The 24,733-nt window shown below is 41.6% G+C and carries 9 protein-coding genes; all 9 read left to right on the forward strand.

Translation table 11 applies throughout. The features are described 5' to 3' along the window. The first annotated feature begins 178 nt into the window (after nucleotides 1-178). The 9 genes from MMU05_RS12205 (at nucleotide 179) to MMU05_RS12245 (ending at nucleotide 24,644) form a co-directional block, all read left to right on the forward strand. A complete protein-coding gene (locus tag MMU05_RS12205) occupies nucleotides 179-14,443 on the forward strand; it encodes a non-ribosomal peptide synthetase (protein ID WP_241141964.1) in 14,265 nt (4,754 codons plus the stop codon). Further along, the gene (locus MMU05_RS12210; protein WP_241141965.1) at nucleotides 14,440-15,156 is read left to right on the forward strand and encodes a 4'-phosphopantetheinyl transferase family protein; all 717 of its coding nucleotides are present in this window, start codon (nucleotides 14,440-14,442) and stop codon (nucleotides 15,154-15,156) included. The genes MMU05_RS12205 and MMU05_RS12210 overlap by 4 nt, the downstream gene beginning before the upstream one ends. 42 nt (nucleotides 15,157-15,198) lie before the next feature. Further along, nucleotides 15,199-17,403, forward strand: a complete 2,205-nt coding sequence (locus MMU05_RS12215; RefSeq protein ID WP_241141966.1) for a S9 family peptidase — start codon at nucleotides 15,199-15,201, stop codon at nucleotides 17,401-17,403. Nucleotides 17,404-17,824: 421 nt separating this feature from the next. After that, complete coding sequence (locus MMU05_RS12220) at nucleotides 17,825-18,727, forward strand: EboA domain-containing protein (RefSeq protein ID WP_241141967.1); 903 nt, start codon at nucleotides 17,825-17,827, stop codon at nucleotides 18,725-18,727. Nucleotides 18,728-18,950: 223 nt separating this feature from the next. Further along, nucleotides 18,951-19,859, forward strand: coding sequence for a TatD family hydrolase (locus tag MMU05_RS12225; RefSeq protein WP_113925701.1), 909 nt, complete (start codon nucleotides 18,951-18,953; stop codon nucleotides 19,857-19,859). 2 nt (nucleotides 19,860-19,861) lie between these two features. After that, complete coding sequence (gene eboC, locus MMU05_RS12230) at nucleotides 19,862-20,773, forward strand: UbiA-like protein EboC (RefSeq protein WP_241141968.1); 912 nt, start codon at nucleotides 19,862-19,864, stop codon at nucleotides 20,771-20,773. Nucleotides 20,774-20,866: 93 nt separating this feature from the next. Next, on the forward strand, nucleotides 20,867-22,021 hold the full coding sequence (locus MMU05_RS12235) for a 3-dehydroquinate synthase (protein WP_241141969.1): 1,155 nt from the start codon (nucleotides 20,867-20,869) through the stop codon (nucleotides 22,019-22,021). 35 nt (nucleotides 22,022-22,056) lie between these two features. Next, entirely contained in the window at nucleotides 22,057-23,271 is a 1,215-nt protein-coding gene (gene eboE, locus MMU05_RS12240) for a metabolite traffic protein EboE (protein WP_241141970.1), read from the forward strand. Next, entirely contained in the window at nucleotides 23,268-24,644 is a 1,377-nt protein-coding gene (locus MMU05_RS12245) for an alkaline phosphatase family protein (RefSeq protein WP_241141971.1), read from the forward strand. The genes eboE and MMU05_RS12245 overlap by 4 nt, the downstream gene beginning before the upstream one ends. Nucleotides 24,645-24,733: the final 89 nt, after the last annotated feature.

The following is a 24,733-nucleotide window of genomic DNA, read 5'->3' on the forward strand; positions in this document are numbered from 1 at the left end:
GCTTTTTTTAGAATTGTGAAATCACGATAAGGAATTCATGTTATTTAAATGGTTTCTAAAATCTATTGATTTTTAATGCCCAATGATTTTTTCTTAAAAAAGGTTGTTAACTTGACTTGCAAATTCCGGCTTTTAACAGAGCTGAGAAATTATTTTTTATACCCAAAATAATTTAGTTATGTCAGTCAAAAAATCGCTTAATAACCAATCAGCGACAGGATCTTCGCAATCAATCAATGGTTATTGGATTAAAAAGCTTGAGGGCATCAAAGAGTTACAACTGCCAAAGGACCCTTCAAAATCTTTGACAAAAGGAAAAGAGAATAACACACTTAACTTTTTTTTAGATAAGGCTCTACTCCATGATATTAAGGCCTCCTTTTCTGAAAAAACCCCCTCATCGTCTTTAGTCCTTTTTTCAGCCCTGAAAGTTTTGATTTACAGGTATAGTAGCCAAAATGATTTTTGTGTTGGAAAAACAATCAAAAAATCGGGTCTTTTCCATCCAAGTGGAGAAAATGAACAAAACGATTTTTTGGATATCCTGCCTATTCGTTCCAAAATAGATGGCAGCATGCAATTTGGTGAGTTTGTCCAAAAATTAGGGGCCGATTTAGCTGAAGCCAATTCCTACAATCAAATCTCTGTTGATCAATTAATTTCTTCTTTAGGAATAAAGAACAAAAAGGATTTAAGCATACTTTTTCCCGTCATCTTCGATTATCAAAAAAATAAGGAAAACCATGAACCCAACCACCGAGTAACAATAAAACTTCAGCAATTCAATTCCACGCTTTTTTTTGGCTTTGTGGAAAATGACGATACAATTGATGCTACAATCACCTTTGACACTGAATTGTATTGCTTCGAAACAATTCAGAGGATGGCCTCTCATTTTTTAACGGTTCTTGAATCAGTACAATCCAATCCATCCTTAAACTTAGGTCTCTTAAATATTATTCCTGATGAGGAAGATTTTCTGCTGAAATCCTTCACCGATACTGAATCCCCATTATCGGACACAAAAACAATTTTGGATTTATTTGAACAACAGGTCATAAACAACCCAAATGCGTTAGCTGTTGAATTTGAAGGAAAGGAGCTTTCCTACAGTCAATTGGATGCCAAATCAAACCAGCTAGCCCATTTTTTAATCAAAAACGGACTCAAACCTGAAAGTCCTGTTCCGATCTGTATGGACCGGTCTCTGGAAATGATCATAGGGATTTTTGGAATCCTCAAATCAGGTGGGGCCTACGTCCCCATCGATCCTGCCTTTCCAAAGGACCGGATTGATTATATGATTGAAGATACCAAAGCGGATTTTGTCATTTGTTCTTCAGGAACAGCCCACAATTTCAGCGAAAAGGTAAATCTTGTCATCATGGACCAGAAAATAGAGGCGGTTCTCAGGATGCCTTCTGGTAAACTTCCGTTTTCGCTCCAGCCTGAAAATCTGGCATACATCATCTACACCTCTGGTTCTACGGGAAAGCCAAAAGGTGCTATGGTGGACCATGAAAACCTCATCAATTTTTCGATTAGCTTAACAAAAATTGTGGAGTATGATTCCTCTTCGCGTCAATTATCGGTTACTCCTTTCATTTTTGATGCATTTTGTTTGGAACTGTTCGTACCCCTGATAAATGGAGGGTCTGTTTTTTTGGTAAAAAAGGAAATTGCCATGGACGGATTCAGCCTTTCCAAAAAACTTGCAGAAGTTCGTCCTACCCACATGCAGGCTACGCCTTCTGGTTGGCAATTACTCCTCAGTTCGGGGTGGAACAATCCTGAAGGAATAATTATGACTACCGGAGGTGAAGCTCTTATGGAAGAAACGAAAAATCTTCTCGCCCAAACAGGAAAGCTTTGGAACCTTTATGGACCGACAGAGACTACAATAACATCAACATTCAAAAAAATGGAGGTGGGTGAAAAGGTAAGCATCGGAAAACCCATCGACAATACCTCTGTATACATCCTAGGTCCTGATGGCGGGGTAAACCCTATCGGGATTCCCGGTGAACTCTACATAGGTGGAAAAGGTGTCGGACGAGGTTACCTCAACAAGCCAGATCTTACCTCTCAAAAATTCCTTCACAACCCATTCAGCAATGTCCCGGGTGATAGGATGTACCGTACAGGTGACCTAGCCAGGTGGCTACCCGAAGGAAACATCGAATACCTCGGCAGGATGGATGACCAAGTCAAAATCAGGGGGTACCGAATCGAGCTCGGTGAAATCGAATCCGTCCTCCTCCTCCACCCCATCGTGAAGCAGGCCGTGGTCATTGCAAAAGAATACGGGCAGGGTGACAAAAGGCTTGTGGGATATGTCGTCTGCGAGGGGGATTTCAACAAAGAATCCGTCATTGCATTCCTCAGGTCAAAACTGCCTGAATGCATGGTACCCACCCTATGGCTTCAGCTCGAAAAACTCCCCCTCTCCTTCACCGGAAAAATCGACCGAAAGGCACTTCCCGATGTCGGTTCCGCCGATATGGTGACTGCCAGATATGCTGAACCAAAAAATGACCTCGAAAAACAGCTCGCTGCTCTCTGGCAGAAACTTCTTGGGCTGGACAGGGTAGGAATCCATGATGATTTTTTTGCTCTCGGAGGTCATTCCCTTCTTGCAATGCGTACCCTGGCAGCAGTCAGAAAAGATTTGGGAGCAGAACTTTCCATCCGTGAGCTTTTCTCTGCACCCACGGTCGCACAACTTGCCCTCATCCTCCAGTCTAGAAGAGGGGAAGTCTCAAGTAATGTTCCTCATCCCGTGGCAAGGCCTGAAGACATTCCCCTTTCTTACAATCAGCAAAGTCTTTGGTTTATCCACCAGCTGGAAGGAAGTATACAGTATCATATTCCCCAGATCCTTGACATTGACGGTAACCTGGATATTACTGCCATTGATAAAGCCCTCAAAACCATTGTCAACCGTCACGAGGTCCTCCGCACTGTCGTCACTGAAAAGGATGGCAACTATTGGCAAAAAGTGCTTGGACAAGACCTCTGGAAGCTGGACAGAATGGATTTACCTGAACCCGAACTCCTAGACAATGAAATTTCCGGACTGATAAGAACACCTTTCGACCTCACCCATGACCACATGATGAGGGCATGCTTGATCACAAAAACCATAGGCGATTATTGTCTGGTAATCACCATGCACCACATTGCATCTGACGGATGGTCTGCAAATATTCTGAGAAAAGAACTCACCGAATGCTATCAAGCCATCACCAAAGGACTGCCAATAATCCTGTCTCCACTTTCCATACAGTACATTGACTATGCCATCTGGCAAAGAAATTTCCTGAACAGTGATTCAATACAGCCTAAGATTGACTATTGGAAAGCCAGACTCAAAAACATTGTTCCTCTTCAGCTTCCAACAGATTTTAGCAGGCCTTCCGAAATAAGCAGAAAGGGTGGGACCGCACGGTTTTCAATCACCAAAGAATTGATATCCGATCTAAATAGAATAGGATTACAATTCAATGCGACACTGTTCATGACACTTATCTCAGCATTCAAAGTGTTGATGTACAGGTACACCGGGCAGGAAGATATATGTGTCGGTACACCAGTCGCCGGAAGAAATTATCAGAATCTTGAGAATCTGATAGGTTTTTTTGTCAATAGTATTCCTTTACGAAATGCTGTTGAGGGTAAAATGAGATTCGAGGAGTTGCTCAAACAGGTGCGAACTAATACGCTTGATGCTTTTGACAACAGTGAAATACCTTTTGAGCAAATGGTGGAATCTCTTGAAATCAAAAGGGATCTGAGCAAAAATCCTGTTTTCCAGGTACTATTTGCCCTCCATAGCGCCAATGATACCAGATTTCAAACGGAAGACACCAAATGGACTTCACACAATTATAATCATTCAACCTCAAGATTTGACTTTGCTTTTGAATTAACAGAAGCAGAGAATGGTCTTGATGGAATAGTAGAATTCAGTACAGACCTCTTTTTGAAAGAGACCATAGAAAGGATGGTTGGCCATTACAAGACCTTATTATATTCAATTTCTGAAAATCCATCTAACAGGATTGATAAGTTAAAAATGATAGGACTTGAGGAAGATGATCTCGTTTTAAGAAAATTCAATAATACAAAATCCAATTACCCCAAAAGTGAAACAATTGTAAGTCTATTTGAAAAAATAGCGAAGGCTTCACCAAACAAGATTGCTGTTGTTGCCGGCGGCCAAAATATTAATTACAAAGAACTTGATGGGAGAGCCAACCAATTCGCCAATTACCTGATATTAAAAGGTGTCAAGTCAGAAAATCCCATACCTCTTTGCATAGATCGATCCATTGAGATGGTCATTGGGATTCTCGGAATTCTAAAGGCCGGCGGCGCATTGGTTCCTATCGACCCTTCTCTTCCTGTAGACCGGATTGATTACATGTTGGAAGATACCGGGGCTGATTTTGTCATTTGCATTTCCAGTACTTTAGAGAAAGTTTCAAACCACAAAAAACTTTTGTTAGACCAAGAACTAGAGGGAATTACCTTAATGTCTTCTAACAAGCCGCTCCCCTCACCTAAACCTGAAAATCTCTTTGATATAATATATACCTCGGGATCTACGGGAAGGCCAAAAGGCGTGATGGTTGAACACAGAAATCTGGTCAACTTCCTTTTCAGCATGTCCAAGGATGTAGATTTCAATCCTTCTTCCAGTATTCTATCTGTCACCACCTATAGTTTCGATATTTTTTATCTTGAACTGTTTCTTCCGCTTTTTCAGGGAGGCTGCGTAATCTTAGCTGATAAAGAAACTACCCTTGATGGCTATAAACTTGCACAGTTAATTGAAGAAAAAGCACCTACTCATATGCAAGCCACGCCATCTGGATGGCAATTGCTTCTTGAAAGTGGGTGGAAAAACCCAACTGGGATTAAAATGCTAGTAGGCGGAGAAGCGCTAAAGGAGGATACAAAAAATGCTTTGTCTTCTTTAGGAACGCTTTGGAATTTGTATGGTCCTACGGAAACCACTATTTGGTCTACTTTAAAGAAAATGGACCCGACTCGAAAAGTGAATATCGGTAAGCCTATTGCCAATACCTCTATCTATATTCTTGGTTCAGGAGATCAAGCAAATCCAATAGGGATTCCTGGTGAGCTTTGTATTGGAGGGGATGGTGTTGGAAGAGGTTACCTCAACAGGCCTGAACTTACCTCCGAAAAGTTTGTTCGTGATCCCTTTAGCGAAACAAAAGACGCCAGATTCTATCGGACAGGAGACCTTGCAAAATGGTTGCCGGATGGAAATATTGAATATCTGGGCAGGATTGATGACCAGGTAAAAATCAGAGGACACCGAATTGAACTTGGGGAGATCGAAACTGTACTTCAGCAGCACAAGAGGATTAAACAGGCAGTTGTAGCAGTAAAACAGGACAACTTTGGAATCAATAGGCTTATCGGCTACGTGATTTGCAAAAGTCCATTTGACAAGGATGAGGTCATTTCTTTCCTCAATGCAAAACTTCCAGAATACATGGTCCCTCATACTTGGATGGAACTGGATGCATTCCCGTTGACTTTCAATGGGAAAATAAATAGAAAAGCCTTACCAGAACCAGTAGCGGAATCCAATGAAAACATAAAATATGAAGCACCCAAAACAGACCTACAAAAAATAGTGTCTGAAGTTTGGAGGAAAATACTAGGAGTTGAGAAAGTGGGGCTCAATAATGATTTTTTTGAGCTTGGGGGCCATTCCCTTATGGCCATGAGGGTAATAGTAGCTTTGAGACAAGAAACTGGACAGGTGCTTTCTATCCGAGATCTGTTTACTAACCCCACTTTGAAACAATTCACAGAAATCCTTTCTACCAAAGAAATTGATCATAGGGAAGAAGTAGTCAAAACATTAAGAGAAACAACTGAAATTCTTCCCCTTTCCTATAACCAGCAGAGTCTCTGGTTTATCCACCAGCTCGAAGGCAGCATCCAGTACCACATCCCACTCATCTTCAATATCTCAGGAAAACTCAATATCCTTGCCCTCGAAGAAGCGCTCAAAACCATTGTCAACCGCCATGAAGTCCTCAGGACCGTCATCAGGGAGAAAGACGGCAACGATTGCCAGACCGTGCTTGGCAAAGATCTCTGGAAGCTTGAAAGAAGGGAATTGCATGATCCTGGACTTCTTGACAGAGAAGTGACAGGACTGATCAGGATACCTTTCGACCTCACCAGAGACCATATGATGAGGGCCTGTATCATCACATTAGCCCCTAATGCGCATTGTTTGGTAATCATACTGCACCATATAGCCTCTGATGGATGGTCCGCTTCTATACTAAAAAAAGAGCTTAAAGAACTCTATACGGCTTTATCAATCGGAAATTCTCCTGATTTACCCGAGCTTCCCTATCAATATGCAGATTATGCACTATTGCAGAGAAAAATTATAGCCCAGGATTCCTTCCAATCGAAAATAGACCTTTGGAAAAAAAGACTTCAAGATACCGCACCACTACAACTTCCAACGGACTTTACGAGACCTTCCATTCTTAGTACAAACGGAGATATTCATAGATTTTTACTTGATTCCAATATAGTCAACCAACTGAAGGAATTAGGTAAAAGTCAGAAAGTTACACTTTTCATGACATTGCTTGCGGCCTATAAAATCCTACTTTACCGCTACAGTGGTCAGGAGGATATTTGTGTCGGAACACCGATAGCAGGAAGAGAAAACAAAGAAACAGAAGATTTGATAGGTTTTTTTGTAAACACACTAGCCCTCAGAACACAAATCCAAAATTCTTTGGGATTTGATGAATTTTTGGAGCAGGTAAAAACATCTACTTTAGAAGCGTTTGAAGTTCAACAGGTTCCATTTGAAATCATTGTGGGAAATTTGGGCCAGGAAAGAGACTTGAGTAGAAACCCCATTTTCCAAGTTCTTTTTGTATTGCAGAACGTTCCGGATTCCAAATTCGAAATAGAAGGAGCAGAAGTATCCGAGAAATCATTTGAGCATTTTACTTCTAAGTTTGACATGACTTTTGAGCTAACTGAAACAAATGAAGGGATAGAAGGAGTGCTGGAATATTGTACAGATCTTTTCAAAAAAGAAACCATCACCAACTTTGTTTCGCATTACAAACAGCTCTTAAAATCAATTTGTAATAATCCCTTAGAAAAAATCGGGACGCTGGAAATAATTCAAAATGAGGAATCAAACAAAATTCTAGATTCCTTTAACAAACTCCATAAACCAATTCCCGAAAACACTACCATTCTTGACCTTTTTAAAAGTCAGGTTATAAAAAGCCCAGATTCTATAGCTGTTGTCTTTGAGGGGAAAAAATTGAGCTACTCAGATCTTGATAAAAAATCTGATCAGCTATCCAATTATTTAATCTTCAAAGGAATTCAAAATGAATACCTGATTCCCATTTGCCTGGATAGATCTTTTGAAATGATCATCGGCATTTTGGCAATATTAAAAGCCGGGGGTGCATACGTGCCGGTTGATCCCACTTATCCTAAGGACAGGATCAATTATATTTTGGCTGATTCAGCCGCAAAAATTCTTTTGACGACTTCGGATTTAAAAGAAAAATTTTCAAACTCAATTGAAATCATTTGTCTCGATATTGATACAGTTGAAATGGAGAAAATTTCAATTGATTTCAAGGAAAAGAAAATCAATCAGAATAGCCTTGCCTATGTAATTTATACATCGGGTTCTACAGGGACACCAAAGGGAGTATTAATCGAGCATAAGGGTTTATTGGCATCTACATTGGCAAGAAAATCCTACTATGATAACACCGGTGCGGTATTAATGATACCTTCATTTGCATTTGATTCATCTGTTGCTGTGATTTTTGGAGCGCTGACTACAGGTGGTCAATTGATCTTGTGTAAAAGTGATTTGATCAAAAGCCCTCATCATATCCAAGAGCTGCTGAAAGATACTGAAACTATCCTTTGTGTCCCATCCTACTATAGGTTCTTGCAGGAAGAAGAATTGCTTTCAGACTCCAAGCTATCCAATGTAATCCTGGCCGGGGAAAACCTTGATCATTCGCTTGTTAAGCTGCATTTTAACAAAACTAAAAATGTTAAATTATTTAATGAATATGGCCCGACGGAAGGTACTGTTTGGGCTTCAGTAGCTCAAATTCATTCACCGGATGAAAACGTTACCATAGGCAAACCTATCGATTTTACTAAAATCTATATTCTCAATAAAGATAATCAGCTCAACCCCATAAATGTCGCCGGGGAGTTATGTGTTTCAGGTCAAGGAGTTGCCAGAGGTTATTTGAATAATCCTGAACTGACTTCGGAAAAGTTTGTTAAAAACCCATTAGACAAAATCGGAGAAGAAAAGATGTATAGGACAGGGGATCTTGCGCGTTGGCTTCCTGATGGAAACATTGAATATCTGGGAAGGATAGATGACCAGGTCAAGATCAGGGGTTATAGGATAGAGTTAGGTGAAATCGAACAAGCTTTGAACAGCCATTCTAAGTCCGGAAAATGTGTAGTGATAGCTAGAGCACTCAGAAACAGAACGGATATGGAGCTAATAGCCTATGCAACCGGCGAAGCCACTGCCGAGGAACTAAGATCCCATCTGAAAGTGACGCTTCCACAATATATGGTACCTAACTACTATGTAAAACTGGCCAGTATTCCATTAACGAGCAATGGAAAAGTAGACCGAAAAAACTTACCGGATCCAGAAAGTACGAGCATGCAAGGTGGGGAGTATGGTGCCCCAAGAACCGATAAAGAAAAGCTATTGGTAAGGAAATGGTCAGAGGTACTGCGGGCGAAGGAAGCAGAGATTGGTTTGGAGTCTGACTTTTTTGCTTTAGGTGGAGATAGTATCAAAGCGATTCAGATTGTGGCGAGACTGCGTGCTGTGGGTTATGAGTTAAAGATATCGGACGTGATGGGCAGTAGCAAGTTATCAGAAATGGCTACCAAGCTCCGTGCATTGACTCGAAAGATAGACCAAAGACCTGTGGAAGGGAAAGTGCTATTGAGTCCGATTCAACGTGCTTTTTTAGAGAATAGCGTTGCAAGAGGAATAGAAGAAAACAAAGACCTGTTTCATCAGAGCTTTATGTTTTGTTTTTCAAATGGTATAACAGCTCCAGAAGTTAGGGCAATCATAGAAAAGCTGATTGCCCATCACGATGTGTTTCGTATGCGTTACCAAAAGACGTCAGATGGACTTTGGGAACAATACAATGAAGGGCAATCGGGGGATTATTATATATTCGAAGAAGCCTCGCTTCCTACAGACAGCAGTAATACCGAAGCAACTCGAAGAATATTCTTTGAGGATCAGGGTTCGCGATTGAAGCAACGTATAACCTTTAGGCAAGGTCCTTTACTAGGTGTTGGCTTGTACCATGACTTAAAACAAAATGAAAGCCATCTGTTGCTCAGTATTCACCATATGGTAATAGACTTGATATCATGGCGTATTTTGTTTGAAGATATAGAGATTTTACTGGATCAGTACCGCAAAGGGGAAGAGTTAGTTTTACCTGAAAAAACCGACAGCTATCAATATTGGATGGAACGCAATGCGGAATATACAGAAGGACATATACTAGAGCGTCAGCGAAAGTACTGGGAACAGCAACAGGGGAAGAAAGTGGATAGGATAGCGGTTCAAAATCCGGAAGGAAGTAATTGTTTTGGAGTAAGTAAGCGGGTTGGCTTTGCATTAAGTAAGGAAGAAACAGCGCTTGTACAAAAAGGGATGAATGGACTAAACAAAGTAGAGATCAATGCCCTATTGTTATCGGCCTTGTCCAGAGCGTTAAAGGAGGTTTTTGGTGTAAAAGAAGTCAGGTTATTACTGGAAGGTCACGGAAGAGAGGATTACTTGGAAAAAACGAATATCAGCCGAACTGTGGGTTGGTTTACGAGTATTTATCCATTTGTTTTATCTAATAGAGAAGAAAGTATAGAGTCGGTATTACTACTTCAAGATGCCTTAAGTCAGGTTCCGGACAAGGGAGTAGGATTTGGGTTGTTACGTTATTTGCATCCACAACAATTACCTGAAATGGAAGATGCACAAGTAGCTTTTAACTATTTCGGAGATTTTAGCAGGGAGGATGTAGTGGATTCGAAAGACCAGATTATCCAATCAAATAAAGGTAATATTAAATCTTCTTTTACTTATTCTAAATATGAACACGGCCCGGATGTCCATCCAGATTTAGAACGGGACAGTGAATTAGAGGTGAGTGGACAGAGTCAGGACGGTTGCTTGGAAATGAGTATACAGTATAGTGCAGAGCGTATGGATGAAGGGTTGATGCTACAACTGGCAGCTAGTTTTAAAATACAACTGCTCAACATCAGTGAAAACTTGAGTAATTACGATAAATTCATACAATTACCAGGCAGTTTTACCTATAAGGGCTTAATCCTAGAACAGATAGAGGCCCTTACAAGCCAGTACGGTGCCATAGAGGATGTGTACCTCTTGAGTCCTATGCAGCAGGGATTGTATTACCACGCATTGTCTGAACCTGAAAGTCATGCTTATTTTATACAAATAGGTTATGGGCTTATTGGGGGTTTGGATATAGAGAAGCTAAAAATCGCATTTAAAAGAATAATAGAAAGACATGCTGTATTGCGCACTGTCTTTAGAACAGATTTGGCAGATGAACCCTTGCAGGTAGTATTGAAAGAGGGATTTATGGATTTTAGATATGTGGACATCCGGGAAAAGGAAAAATCAGCACAGCAGGAGTTTATAAGGCAACTACGAGAGTCAGATAAAGATGAAGGGTTTGATTTAAGCGCAGGTCCTTTGCTAAGATTAATTATTATTCAACTTTCAGTAGACAACTTTTATCAGATATGGAGTAACCATCACTTAATCTTAGATGGCTGGAGTGCCAATTCAGTGCTTTATGAGTTTGATGTGTCCTACAAGTCTTTACTAGCAGGGAAGCAAGCCTCCTTAAACGAATTGGAGCCTTTTAGCCGATATATAGCTTGGTTGGATGAGATAGACCATAAAAAGAGCAATTCCTATTGGAACAATTATTTGAGTGGATATAATAGCAAAGCTATACTTCCTTTTGACGTGGAGAACTTGACGCGTAGTACAGAATATTTAGGTAAGGATTATGAGTTTTGGCTTGATCAGGAGCTTAGTGATAAGATAATTGCTATTGCTTCAAAAGAAAAAACTACCTTAAACACAATTATTCAGAGTGCTTGGGGGATTTTGTTAAGCAGATATAATAATACCCAAGACGTAGTTTTTGGCTCTGTGGTGTCCGGGCGTCCATCACAGCTTAAGGGCGTTCAGGAGATGATAGGAATTTTCATCAACACTGTACCTCAGCGAGTCAATTATACAAAGCAGACAACATTCAAGGAGTTGTTACAATCAGTACATCATAACTTTATTGAAGGGGAGAACCATCACCATTTGAGCTTAGCTGAGATACAACAACAAAGTGAGTTAGGTACCAATTTGATAGATCACTTGGTGATTTTTGAGAATTATCCGATATCAGGTCAGACAGAGGATGGCACCGCTTATAAGGAACCAAAAATACAAGGCGAAGTAGAGATTATAGGGGAGACTGTAGAGTTTTTTGAGCAGTTGAATTATGATTTTACTTTGATGGCAGCATCTGAGGAGAGGTTGTTCTTTCGAATGAAGTTCAATAGCACAAAATACAGTGAAGGATTTATTAATCGATTGGCGGGACATTGGGAGCAATTGTTAGAGGAGATAGCCATGGACATAGCATCACCGATAGTTCAATACGAAATAATTTCATCGGAAGAACAGAGCTATTTGTTAGAGACCTTGAATGCTACACAAGCGGCTTACCCACACGACAAGACAATCCTAGATCTATTTTCAAGCCAAGCCTTAAAATCTCCTGATGCAGTGGCTGTTGAATTTGAGGGAAGAAAGCTTTCATACAAGGAACTGGATATCAAATCCAATCAGCTTGCTCATTATCTAATTAGAAACGGCCTAAAGCCTGAAAGCCCTGTACCGATCTGTATCGACCGCTCTCTGGAGATGGTTATAGGGATTTTTGGGGTCATTAAATCGAGTGTACCCTATGTCCCCATAGATCCGGCCTTACCCAAAGACAGGATTGATTATATGGTTGAAGATACCAAGGCTGATTTTGTCATTTGTTCTTCAAAAACTGAACATAATTTCGGTGGTGGGATAAGCCGTGTTATCATAGACCAAGAAATGGCATCAATCTTAAAGATGCCTTCTGAAGCAATCCTAAATTCACCATTACCAGATAATCTTGCCTATATCATCTACACCTCTGGTTCTACAGGAAGACCAAAAGGTGTAATGATAGAACACCGGAATGTGGTAAACTTTTTGGCAAGTATGTCGAAAAACGTAGAATTCAACGCTTCTTCAAGTTTACTCTCAGTCACTACTTTCAGTTTTGACATCTTTTACCTTGAACTTTTTCTTCCTCTAATTAATGGTGGAAAGGTTTTTCTGGTAAGCAGGGAAACTGCTATGGACGGCTTCAGCCTATCCAAAAAACAGTCAGAAGTACGTCCTACCCATATGCAGGCTACTCCTTCGGGTTGGCAGATGCTCCTCAATTCAGGCTGGAACAATCCTCAAAATCTCAAAATGCTAGTCGGGGGGGAAGCACTCGGAGAGGAATTGAAGAATACTCTCGTGGGATTAGGAACGCTTTGGAACATGTATGGCCCCACCGAAACAACTATATGGTCAACCTATAAAAAAATGGAGATAGCCGAAAAGGTAACCATAGGGAAACCTATAGACAATACCTCTGTTTATATTCTAGGCCCGAACGGAGGCCTAAACCCATTAGGAATCCCCGGTGAACTCTGCATCGGGGGAAAAGGAGTCGGAAGAGGTTACCTTAACAGACCTGAACTTACTTTCCAAAAATTTCTCCCTGACCGATTCAGTAATGTTCCTGGTGACAGGATATACCGTACGGGTGATCTCGCCAAATGGCTTCCCGATGGAAATATAGAATACCTCGGCAGGATGGACGACCAGGTCAAAATCAGGGGATACCGCATGGAATTAGGCGAAATCGAATCCGTCCTACTCCTCCACCCCACCGTGAAGCAGGCCGTGGTCACGGCAAGAGAATACGGGCAGGGTGACAAAAGACTCGTGGGGTATGTGGTCTGCGACGGGGATTTCGACAAAGAATCCGTCAGTGCATTCCTCAGGTCAAAACTGCCTGAATACATGGTGCCCGCCCTTTGGCTGCAGCTAGAAAAACTACCCCTCACCTTCAGCGGAAAAATCGACAGAAAAGCACTTCCCGACGTTGGTTCCCAAGATATGGTAACTGCGAATTATACCGAGCCAAGGTCTGAACTGGAAAAAAAACTTGCTACTCTCTGGCAGAGAATCCTCGGTTTGGAGAGGGTAGGTGTCCACGATGATTTCTTTTCCATAGGTGGACATTCCATACTTGCGGTAAAAGTAATATCTGCACTTGAAAAAGAAATTGGTTCAAAGGTTGCTATTAACCTAATATTTAATTTCCCTAGCATTTTTGCTTTAGCAAAGGCGTTAGAAAACCCCAATCATAAAATGGTTGGATGGAACTCATTGGTACCGATAAAACCGACAGGAAATAAACCGCCTCTGTTTATTGTTCATGGAGTCGGATCAACAGTTTCAATTTATTATAGTTTGGCCAAATACATGGAAAATGATCAACCTGTCTATGGTTTTCAGCCTAAAGGTTTGGATGGGATGGAAGTTCCAAACCATTCAGTAGAGGAAATGGCTGGTTTTTACATTTCTTTAATGATCAAACAATATCCTTCTTGCCCTTATAACATTGCGGGCTATTCTTTCGGCGGATATGTGGCTTATGAAATGGCCCGTCAACTGAAAGCAATGGGAAGAGAAGTCTCCAAACTGATTCTCTTTGACACATCCGCTTATGAAGATGAAGCTAAATTAACATGGTTGAAAAAATTAAAACTTCAACTTGGCAAAAGGATAGTAAACCTGATTTTTGCTTTTAAGGAACCTCAAGGTTTTTATGAACAAAAAAGAAGGTCTTTTGATAGAAAAAAAGACCAAGTTTTAATCAAATTAAATTTAAAGGCTAGACCTGAAACCCAAAAGGATCAGGGAAGTATTATTAAAGTTGTGGCCAAGAATAATATCAAAATTCTTAAAAAATATAAATTGAACCAATATGAAGGGGATCTCCATCTTTTTAAGGTGAAAAACAGGTCTTTCTATGTGGAAGATACCAAGTTCTATGGTTGGGAACCCTTGGTAAACCAAGTTCATAATGTACATGTATCCGGCCACCACGACAATATTTTCAAAAAACCGGAAATCTTAAGGGAGATGGCCGAAAAAATCCAAAAGGTACTTGACGAACCAAATAGTTCATGATCCTCTATAAATCCATTGATTTGCAAGAAACCAATCCCATTTGGGAAAAATTCGCAACCTCTCCGCTTTTGGATGAGATTCATATAATCCGGATTGGGATAGCTAATAACTTAGAGAAAATCCAGCGGCATACAGGATTATTAACCGGGGAAGAATTAAAAAAATCAGAAAGATTTGTGAGAGAACAGGACAAGCACAGTTTTCTTGCAAGCTCCGTTATGAAAAAAATCCTTTGTGGATACTACCTCGGTTGTAAACCACAATCAGTAGAATTTGAGTTAAATGAATTCAACAAACCAAAAATCAGGAATCAAGAAAAGATTCATTTCAATACCTCGCATTCAGGTGATTGGCTTGTTTTTGCCTTTTCGGGCAATCCCTGCGGCATTGATGTGGAGAGAATAAATCCTGATTTTGATTTTCACTCCATTTTAGAAATGTCTTTTCATCCCGTTGAAGTTGATTTTATTCAAAAATCAAAAGAACCAATCAACCAATTTTTCAAAATATGGACTATCAAAGAATCTATATTGAAAGCGGAAGGAACAGGAATGATGGACAACCTCAATGAATTGAATACACTCCAAGATTTTGCTAAATTGCCAAGCAACACGGATACTTGGTATACCAAAAGCTTGTTGATCGAAGGAGATTATTGGTGCAGCCTGTGCTTTAAAAACGCTTCTGCAAAAATAAAATTCTTTGAAATCTGAAAATCTGCAATATCCTTTTCTTTTAAAATTTAAACAATCCCTATGAAACCCCATCATTCCCTGAAGCTGTTCTTGGTTTTCTTTGTTTGTCTTTTCATTTCCCATGCCCAAGCCCAACAAGGCGATATCAAATGGTCAAATGATGGCACGGCTTATTTCAGCGTCGAACAAAACGAGATCGTCCAATACACCTTGCCGACAAATGACAGGAAAGTGATCGTCAGCAAAAAACAACTGACTCCCTCAGGAAAAAATGAACCGCTCAAGTTGGATTTGTATGCCTTCTCCGCTGACAATAGCAAGCTTCTCATTTTCACCAATTCCAGACAGGTTTGGAGAATCAATACGAGAGGTGATTATTGGGTTTTGGATTTAGAGGACAACAGCCTGAAACAATTGGGAAAATCGAGGCCTGAATCTTCGCTCATGTTTGCCAAGATATCCCCTGACGGCACCAAAGCAGCCTACGTCAGTGAATACAACATCTACTTGGAAGATCTTGCCACACAGAACATCACTCCTCTTACCAAAGACGGAAACAGGAAATTCATCAACGGAACTTTTGATTGGGTATATGAGGAAGAATTTGCTTGCCGTGACGGTTTCCGTTGGAGTCCTGACAGCAAGTCGATCGCATTTTGGCATTTGGATGCAGAAGGAACAAGGGATTATTACATGATCAATAATACCGACTCGGTGTATTCCAGGATCATTCCTGTAGAGTATCCAAAAGTCGGTGAAAGCCCTTCAGCAGCTCGGATCGGCGTGATTGATATTGCTACCGCCAAAACCAAATGGATGGATATTGAAGGTGACCCAAGACAACATTATCTCGTCAGGTTGGAGTTTATTCCCGGTACCAATGAATTTCTCGTGCAGCAGCTGAACCGTAAACAAAACGAAAGCAAAATCCTGCGTTGTGATGCAGCAACAGGAAAAGCCACGCTTATTCAGACGGAAACCGACCCTGCTTGGGTAGATGTAATGAGCCCGGGTGACGATACTTACGATATCGATTTCAAGCATCCGGTACATTGGCTTGCCGGTGGCAAAGAATTTCTTTGGACCAGTGAAAAGGGAGGTTGGAAGCAATTGTACCGAATCAGCACAGATGGAAAAAAAGAGCTTTTGGTCACACCGGGAAATTATGATGTGATTTCGATGAAGGCTTATGATGAAAAAAGCGGTTTTGTCTATTTCATCGCCTCTCCTGACAATGCCACCCAAAAATACCTTTACCGTAGCCGATTGGACGGCAAAGGCAAATTGGAAATGGTCACTCCGGAAGGATTTCCTGGAACGCACAGCTACAACCTTTCTCCAACAGCAAAATTTGCACAACACCGTTTTTCAAACCACTACACCAGACCTTTGGGCGAAATGATCAGCCTGCCAAAACATCAGGCTTTGAATGAAAAAGAAAGTATCGCTACAAAATTCACCTCCGCTCAAGTGGAAAAAACAACCGAATTTTTCAAAATCACCACGGAAGAAGGGGTTGAGATGGACGGTTGGATGGTAAAACCGGCAAACTTCGATCCTTCCAAAAAGTATCCGGTGGTATTTTATGTTTATTCTGAACCTTGGGGTGCGACGGTCGCCGACGGATTCGGGTCATCTAGAAACAGTCTCTACAAAGGAGACATGAGGCAAGACGGGTATATCTATATCTCTCTTGACAACCGAGGAACTCCGGCGCCAAAGGGCAGAGCATGGCGCAAATCCATTTACAGAAAAATCGGTGACATCAATATCCGAGACCAAGCGTTAGGTGCTAAGGAAATCCTAAAATGGTCATTTGTGGATCCCGAGAGGGTCGCTGTTTGGGGTTGGAGCGGCGGAGGAACTGCGACACTTAACCTGATGTTTCAATATCCTGAAATTTACAAAACCGGCATTTCCATCGCTGCTGTGGCCTATCAGCTCACTTATGATAATATTTATCAGGAAAGGTACATGGGATTGCCTCAGGAAAATCTGGAAGACTTTGTAAACGGTTCACCGCTATCCCATGCCAAAAACCTGCAGGGCAATCTGCTTTACATCCATGGTACTGCCGATGACAATGTCCATTACCAAAACGCCGACATGCTCATCAATGAACTGATCAAACACAATAAGCAATTTCAGGTCATGCCCTACCCCAACAGGTCACACAGCATATCAGAAGGACAAGGGACTTTCCTACACCTTACTACGCTGTATACTGACTATCTGAAGAAATATTGCCCTCCCGGAGGAAGGTAAAATCAACAGATTCAAAGGCAAAATTCATCCCAATTTCAAAGCTTTCCTTAGGAAAAGTGTGGTTCAATACATTTATTCCTTTGGAAAAGTGTAAAACATATTTTCACCGAAATGTTAAACATGGAGTTTGCCCACTTTCTGCAAAAAACGAGTTATGATTTTAATCATATTTTTGTGTCAGTCCCAAATTGGAAATCCTCATCTTAATTAAATCCTCATTTATATTAAATTAAAATGGCTTAAATCACGGCAAAAAGACCACTTTTTCTAAGGCTCAGATCTGTCTGAGAAAAAAACCAGTGAAATATTGTAAACAGTACAAAGTCAGATTTTACCCTTCAAAATCGATCTCGTCCATATTTTCAAAAAAACCATTAACTTTAAAATGCTGATTTATTTGACCCAAATAACAGTCTAAACCATGGACAAAATTATAGATTTAGATAAAGCCAAAGCCTTTCTTTTTGAACTGTTACAACAAGAATCAGATCCAAAATCCATGGAATGGCTCTTGCTTCAAAAAGAAAAAATCCAAAATGAATCTTCTTATCTGAAGTTTTATATGGCCTTTGGTCAGGCTTCGAGGTATTTCAAAAAATATCTTTTACAGCCTTCGGAAAGTCAAAATAACGAGGCAAATACTTTGCTTCAAGGTTTCCGTCCCGATACTTGGGACCAACTGCAGACAGCAAGAACTTACCTTTTGCTTCACTTTGAAGAAAGAGACCCGACCTCTTGGGTGACGGCGATGAACAAACTGTTTGAAACTGGCGACATGCACGAACAGCAGTCCCTTTATGCCGCTATTCCTTTGATGCCTTTCCAAAAAGAAATGAGGGACCGCGCCATCGAAGGTCTCAGAACCAACATCAGTTCTATCTTTGATGCCATTGCGCTGAACAATCCATATCCTGCCGCTAATTTTGATGAAAGGGCTTGGAATCAGATGGTGATCAAGTCCATCTTTCTATTACGACCTTTATATCAAATCGAAGGAGCGGATGAAAGGGCCAATCCTCAACTTGCCAATATCCTGATCGACTTTGCCCATGAAAGATGGGCTGCAGGGCGTAAGGTGATGCCTGAACTTTGGCGTTTTGTAGGGCCTTTTATCAATGAAGAAAACATAAAAGACATAGAGGTAGTGTTACAGACCGGAGATCTTCTTCAGGAAAAGGCCGCGCTTTTGGCTTGCAGCAAAAGCAGTTTTGACCAAGCAAGGAACCTGCTTGATGAAAACCATGTCATCAAAGAAGCCATCGAAACCGGAGGAATTAGCTGGGAGTCAATCGGAAAGGAATTTCAGGAAACGCTGCCGAAATAGGCTTGGAATGCATTGCTCATGGTCAAAATATAATTGCAATTTGCCATAACACTGGAATCAACGTACGTCACCCTGAGTGAAGCGAAGGGTCTCATTTGTAAATCGAGATTCTTCACCTCCGCAAGCTACGGTTCAGAATGACGAAAACACCTGACCATTATTTAAGTTAGTTTTTGAATTTAACAGTAAAACGAATAGTTTACCCACATAAAAATATCACAAAATGGAAATGTTTATAGATCCCCATATTCATGTTGTTTCCAGGACTACTGATGACTACGAAGCCATGCGAAAAGCAGGGATCGTCGCAATCATCGAACCGGCTTTTTGGTTGGGTCAGCCCCGTACTGAGGTGGGAAGCTTCAAAGATTATTTCAGCACCTTGGTTGGTTGGGAGCGGTTCCGCGCCAAACAATTCGGCATCGTCCATTATTGCACCATGGGGTTGAACTCCAAAGAAGCCAACAATGTGCCTTTGGCCGAAGAAGTAATGGAATTGTTACCATTGTATGTAGGCAAAGAAGGTGTTGTCGCCATCGGTGAAATCGGCTATGATGACCAAACGGAAGCTGAGGACCGTTTTTATCGCCTTCAACTTGAATTGGCCAAGGAAGTGAATCTTCCGGTTTTGATCCATACCCCACATAGGGATAAGAAAAAAGGAACTTACCGCAGCATGGATGTCAGTGAAGAACACGGCCTGCCTCCAAGCATGGTCATCGTCGACCACAACAATGAAGAAACAGTCAAAGAGGTTTTGGACAGGGGTTATTGGGCAGCATTTACCATTTATCCCCATACCAAAATGGGAAGTGAGCGGATGGCAGAGATAGTAAAGCATTATGGTCCCGAAAGGATTATTGTAGACAGTGCCGCGGATTGGGGCATCAGTGACCCTTTGGCTGTTCCAAAGACAGCTGCTTTGATGCGAAAAATGGGAATTCCTGAAGAACATATCCGCATGACTTGCTACCAAAACGCCCTGACAGCCTATTCCCAAAGTGGACAGATGGATGAGATGGATTGGCTCAAACCCGAACCAATTGACCAAAGAGAAAGGCAATTTGGCAACTCGGTCCTCAGAGGCGGACAGACCCCAAGAGTCGAAGGATCTGACATTGTGGAGAATTAAGCATGTCAAAAATCAAAGCCTACCTTCAACTCACCCGCCCCGCAAACATCGTCACGGCCATTGCTGATATTTGGGCAGGCTTCGCCATCGCAGGCGGAGCCTTGGTTATTTTTGCCGACCAAACCAAGTTGATAGACTCGCCCGTCTTTCACAACCTTCTTTGGCTGACACTTTCCACCATCGGATTGTACGGAGGCGGTGTGGCATTCAATGATGTGTTCGATGCTGAATTGGATGCAAAAGAAAGACCTGAAAGACCGATTCCCAGCGGAAGAGTTTCCAAGGAAAAAGCTGCTTTGATGGCTTTTCTGTTGCTTTTGATAGGAATAATTGCCGCTTGGAATGTCAGTACTCTCAGCGCACTGATTGCTTTGACTGTCGCTGTTTTGGCGGTCTTGTATGATTATTGGGGCAAGCATCAGTTTATTTTTGGCCCCATCAATATGGGACTTTGCCGTGCGGGAAACCTTCTTTTGGGAATCAGCGCCTTCCCCGTCATGCTTCAGAGCTATTGGTATTTGGGGTTTATACCGCTGATTTTTGTGGCTGCGATCACCATGATCAGTCGTGGGGAAGTCCATGGTAAAAACAGAAGAGCCCTCAATGGTGGTTTTTTGATGTACGTTTTCATCATACTTTCTATTGCTGTTTTAAGTATTCTGGAAGGAAATCGTTTTTTTCATGTCATTCCATTCATCGCACTTTTTGCCTACATGATATTCCCTCCTTTGATCAAGGCTATCCGTGAACAAATCCCCCAACTGATAGGAAAGGCTGTCAAAGCAGGGGTAATTTCTCTGATTATCCTCAATGCTACCCTTGCAGCTGCATTTGCCGGATGGCAATTTGGTATAATTGTATTATTGTTATTGCCCATTTCAATTTACCTTGCCAAAAAATTCGCCGTCACTTGAAATTTTTTGCAATCATATTCAGTTGCAGATTAAGAAAACAAAAAGGCCATATTTGAGATTGAATAGAGACTTTGATAATTTAAGTTTATAAAAATGGAAAAGATTATTGAACAAGCCTTCTCCGTGCCGTTTCGGTATCAGGTTTGTTTTTTGGAAGGAATTTTTAATGTCAATAACCCAATGCTTGCGGATTTTCTGGACAACGGAAAAAAAGCAAAAGCCTTTTTTGTGGTGGACAGCGGTGTATCAGATGCTTTTCCAAATCTCCTCAACGATATCACGGAATACGCAAAAGCTTACGAAAACAAGTTTTTGTTAAACTCAGAACCTTTGGTAGTCCCTGGTGGGGAAATATCCAAAAACGATGAAACTATTTTCAAGAAAATTGTGGATGCCACAAGCATTTATGGGATTGACAGACATTCCTATATCGTGGGAATCGGGGGCGGAGCGGTGTTGGATATGGTTGGTTTTGCAGCTGCCATTTCCCACAGGGGAATCAGGCATATCCGGATTCCGACCACTGTACTATCGCAAAATGATTCCGGCGTAGGTGTCAAAAACGGCATCAATTCTTACGGAAAGAAAAATTACCTAGGCACTTTTGCCCCTCCTTTTGCAGTCATCAATGATTTTAATTTCCTTATTACATTAGACGACCGGGATTGGAGATCTGGAATTTCAGAGGCTATCAAAGTGGCTCTGATCAAAGATTTGAGCTTTTTTGAATGGTTGGAAAAACATGCCGATCAGCTCGCCAACAGGGTGATGGAACCCATGCAGGAACTGATCATCAGATGTGCCCAAATGCACATGGACCATATCGCAGGCAAAGACCCCTTCGAAACGGGTTCGGCAAGACCCTTGGACTTTGGACATTGGGCAGCCCATAAACTTGAGCATCTTACCCACTATCAGGTCAGACATGGTGAAGCCGTAGCGATAGGAATTGCTTTGGACAGTACTTATTCTTATCTCAAAGGAATGATCAGCCAAGACGACCTGATGCGGATCATCACCCTAATCAAAACCCTGGGATTTGAAATCTACAACCCGGAATTGTCCGGTCAGGCATTGCTTAAAGGCTTGGAAGAGTTTCGGGAGCATCTTGGCGGTGAACTCACCATTACTTTGTTGGAATCTATGGGCAAAGGCGTTGAAGTCCACCAAATGAACAATGACCTGATTCTGAAATCCATTGATCATCTAAAATTGTTTCACCAAGAAAATCTTGTTGCCCGTTCCTGAATTTTGGGTTTAATTTGATTAATTCCACAAAACCCATGTTTAAAAACGGTCACCATTTAACCTATTGTACCAATATCCATCCGGGAGAAAGCTGGGAGGCAACTTTTCAAAACCTCAAAGAATACATCCCAAGGATAAAAGCTGCCGTTTCTCCAAACGCACCTTTTGGAATCGGACTCCGTTCATCCCATGAGGCTAGCCTGGAATTGGCAAAAACCGAAAACCTGAAGGAATTCAAATCTTGGTTAGCAGCAAACGACTGTTATGTATTTACTTTCAATGGATTTCCTTACGGGGGTTTTCACAATCAGGTCGTAAAAGATGAAGTCCATCAACCTGATTGGACGACTCGGGAAAGATGGGCTTACACAGACCGGCTTTTCGATATCCTCGCAACGCTGATTCCTGATGGCATGGATGGCGGCATTTCCACTTCTCCGCTATCCTACAGACATTGGCACAAAGACAAATTTCAAATGGATCAAGCAATTCAGTCCTCAACTTTGAACTTTGCCAAAATTGCTGAAAAGCTATATTTAATCCATAAAAATTCAGGCAAACTCCTTCACCTTGACATCGAACCAGAACCTGACGGAATCTTGGAAAACACGCAGGAAGTGCTTGATTTCTATCAAAATTGGTTGGTTCCTGTTGGTGGAAAATACCTCACCGAGAAACTTGGAATCTCCTCCCAAGAGGCAGAATCCTGTCTCAAAGAACATATCAGGATCTGTTATGACATTTGTCATTTTGCGGTAGTTTATGAAAAACCAGCGGAAATATTCCAGTCATTCAGATCAGCCGGCATCAAAATCGGAAAAATCCAGATCAGTGCTGCATTGAAGGTAAATATCCCCAAGGACCAATCTGCAAGGAAAGAACTCGAATCCTTGCTTAGCCCATTTGCAGAGTCAACATACTTGCACCAAGTCGTAGCCCGAAATTCAGACAGCAGCTTGGTTTCTTTCAATGATTTGCCAGAGGCCATGGAAACCTTGGAAAGTACAGCCTCAGAGGAATGGAGAATCCATTACCATGTCCCCGTTTTCCTAGCGGATTATGGAAAAATCTCCTCCACGCAACAAGACATCCTTGATGTGTTGAATTACATTGCCAAAGACCCTGTCTGCAATCACCTTGAAGTGGAAACATACACTTGGGAAGTGTTGCCGGAAAGCATCAACCTTGATCTCGGAGGATCGATCATCCGGGAACTGCAGTGGGTCATACAAAACAGCAGCAACCCATGAAAAAAACAGTAGTCATAGATATCGTCGCTTTGTCCGGTCGGGTGATCGGCGAGCATACCCCATTTTTGAGAGATTGGATTGCAAAAGGCCAAAGGGCCACCATCGATCCGGTTTTGCCTGCCGTAACTTGTTCGGCGCAATCTGTTTACCTCACAGGAAAATGGCCTTCCGAAAACGGTATCGTCGGTAACGGTTGGTATTTCAGGGACGAATGCGAAATCAAGTTTTGGAGGCAATCAAACCACTTGGTTCAATCCGAAAAAATCTGGGATGTGGCTAAAAAAATCAATCCTGATTTTACGGTTTCCAATATGTTTTGGTGGTACAACATGTACTCCAATGCGGATTATCAGGTAACCCCAAGGCCGCTTTATCCGGCCAATGGTCTAAAATTACCCGACTGCCACAGCCATCCGATGGATCTGAGGGATAGGTTACAGACAGAATTGGGACAGTTTCCGCTTTTTTCTTTTTGGGGACCAAACGCAAATATTGCCTCCACCAAATGGATTGCGGACGCATCCAAAAAAGTGGACGAGTGGCACAATCCGACGCTGACGCTGATCTATTTGCCCCATTTGGATTATAAGTTGCAACAGTGCGGTATTGATTTTTCCAAAATCGGAAAAGAATTGGGCGAAATAGATGAAGTCGCCAAAGACCTAATCGGCTATTATGAAAAGCAGGGTGCCAAAGTGATTTTGCTCTCCGAATACGGCATCACTTCTGTCAATCACCCGATCCACATCAACAGGATTTTGAGAGAAAAAGGATACATCGCTGTCAAAAATGAATTGGGATTGGAGACTTTGGACGCCGGGATATCCAAGGCTTTCGCTGTTTCTGACCACCAATTGGCACATATTTATGTCAAAGACAAAAAGGACATTCCAGCTGTGAAATCTTTGTTAGAAAGTATTTCCGGAATAGAATCGGTCTTGGATGAGGCAGGCAAAAAAGACTATCACCTCGACCATGAAAGATCAGGGGAATTGGTGGCTGTAGCCGACAAGGATTCCTGGTTTACGTATTATTTTTGGTTGGATGATACCAAAGCGCCGGACTATGCGCGTTGTGTGGACATCCACCGCAAACCGGGTTATGACCCAGTAGAGATGTTTGCCGACCCAAAAATCAAAATGCTAAAAGCCACTGTCGGCCTCAAAATCCTGAAGAAAAAACTTGGCTTCCGGTACCTGATGGACATCATTCCTTTGGATGCCAACTTGGTCAAAGGTTCACACGGTGCCATTCCCAAGGACAGCCTCGACCATCCGGTTTTCATCAGCCAAGATCCTGCATTGAATTCCAAAGCAAAACTCTCCCCCATCGAAATCCAGGATTTGATTTTGAAATCGGTATTTGGCAATTGAGATATTTGAGAAATTAACCGCAATGAGCGCAAAGGTTTCGCAAAGTGCTCCTCTCCTTAATTTTTCACCACGGAGTACCCAAAGGGCGC

Origin of the sequence: Cognataquiflexum rubidum, from assembly GCF_022538115.1 — a bacterium.
GTDB lineage: Bacteria > Bacteroidota > Bacteroidia > Cytophagales > Cyclobacteriaceae > Cognataquiflexum > Cognataquiflexum rubidum.